We start from the raw sequence: 1,197 nt of genomic DNA on the forward strand, positions 1-1,197 counted from the left end.
GCCTCATGGCCAAGGAAAAGTTTTCTCGTACGAAGCCGCACTGCAACATCGGGACGATCGGTCACGTCGACCATGGGAAGACGTCGCTGACGGCGGCGATCACGAAGGTTCTTGCCGAGACGGGCGGTGCGACGTTCACGGCGTATGACCAGATCGACAAGGCGCCGGAAGAGAAGGCGCGCGGGATCACGATCTCGACGGCCCACGTGGAATACGAGACGTCGAACCGGCACTATGCGCACGTCGACTGCCCGGGCCACGCGGACTACGTGAAGAACATGATCACGGGTGCGGCGCAGATGGACGGCGCGATCCTGGTGGTGTCTGCGGCCGATGGCCCGATGCCGCAGACGCGCGAGCACATCCTGCTGGCGCGCCAGGTCGGCGTTCCGGCGCTGGTGGTGTTCATGAACAAGGTCGACCTGGTCGACGATGCGGAGCTTCTCGAGCTGGTCGAGATGGAAGTGCGCGAGCTTCTGTCGAAGTACGACTTCCCGGGCGATGACATTCCGATCGTGAAGGGTTCGGCGAAGGTTGCGCTGGACAATGGCGATCCGGCGGTTGGCCGCGATGCGATCCTGAAGCTGATGGCCGAGGTTGACCGCTACATTCCGCAGCCGGAGCGTCCGATCGACCTGCCGTTCCTGATGCCGATCGAAGACGTGTTCTCGATCTCGGGCCGCGGCACGGTGGTGACCGGCCGTGTCGAGCGCGGCATCGTGAAGGTGGGCGAGGAAGTCGAGATCGTCGGCATCCGCGACACGCAGAAGACGGTGGTGACGGGCGTCGAGATGTTCCGCAAGCTTCTGGACCAGGGCCAGGCGGGCGACAATATCGGTGCGCTGCTGCGCGGCACGAAGCGTGAAGACGTGGAGCGCGGCCAGGTTCTGTGCAAGCCGGGTTCGGTGAAGCCGCACAAGAAGTTCAAGGCCGAAGCCTATATCCTGACGAAGGAAGAGGGTGGGCGCCACACGCCGTTCTTCGCCAATTACCGTCCGCAGTTCTACTTCCGCACGACGGACGTGACGGGCATCGTCACGCTGCCGGCCGGCACGGAAATGGTGATGCCGGGCGACAACATCTCGTTCGATGTCGAGCTGATCACGCCGATCGCGATGGAAGAGAAGCTCCGCTTCGCCATCCGTGAAGGCGGCCGCACCGTCGGCGCCGGCGTCGTCGCCAATATCCAGGATTGAG

The 1,197-nt window shown here is 63.7% G+C and carries 1 protein-coding gene; it reads left to right on the forward strand.

Annotated elements, in window-relative coordinates:
• Positions 1 to 5 precede the first annotated feature (5 nt).
• On the forward strand, positions 6 to 1,196 hold the full coding sequence (tuf, locus tag O9280_RS17225; protein WP_298345759.1) for an elongation factor Tu: 1,191 nt from the start codon (positions 6 to 8) through the stop codon (positions 1,194 to 1,196).
• Position 1,197 lies beyond the last annotated feature (1 nt).

It is taken from the genome of Silanimonas sp., assembly GCF_027531545.1.
GTDB lineage: Bacteria > Pseudomonadota > Gammaproteobacteria > Xanthomonadales > Xanthomonadaceae > Silanimonas.